1 pseudogene is annotated in these 465 nt (G+C 58.7%); it reads left to right on the top strand.

What is annotated here, in order from left to right:
* A pseudogene (locus ACV22W_RS33610) lies at nucleotides 1–465 on the top strand (IS3 family transposase); the annotation flags it as partial.

Raw genomic sequence — 465 nt, 5'->3', positions numbered from 1 at the left:
TGCGGAGGTGGCGTACCTAAAAAAGCTCGATGCGCTGCTCGCCAAGAAGCAGGCAGCGCAAAAGAAAAAACGCAAATAGTGCGCGAGCTCAGACAGCATCATCCGGTAGCAGCACTTCTGAAGGTGGCCGGTTTGGCGCGCAGCACGTTCTATTACCAGCTCGGGACGCTGAATGCCGACGATCGCCACGCTGATCTGAAGGCAAAGATCCGGACGGTGTTCGAACATCACAAGGGACGCTACGGCTATCGACGCGTCACCGCTGCGATTCGGCAAGCCGGGCATCTCGTCAACCACAAGGCCGTGCAGCGGCTGATGCAGCAGTTGCAACTGAAGTCCCTGGTGCGCCCGAAGAAATACCGCTCCTGGCGAGGTGAGGTCGGTCAGGCCGCGCCCAACCTGCTGCAACGTCAGTTTAGTGCCACGCAAGCCAATCAGAAGTGGGTGACGGATGTGACGGAATTC

The organism is Burkholderia sp. AW49-1 (assembly GCF_053427845.1).
The sequence above is the reverse complement of the archived record's forward strand: the minus strand, read 5'-3'. Positions and strand labels throughout refer to the sequence as shown.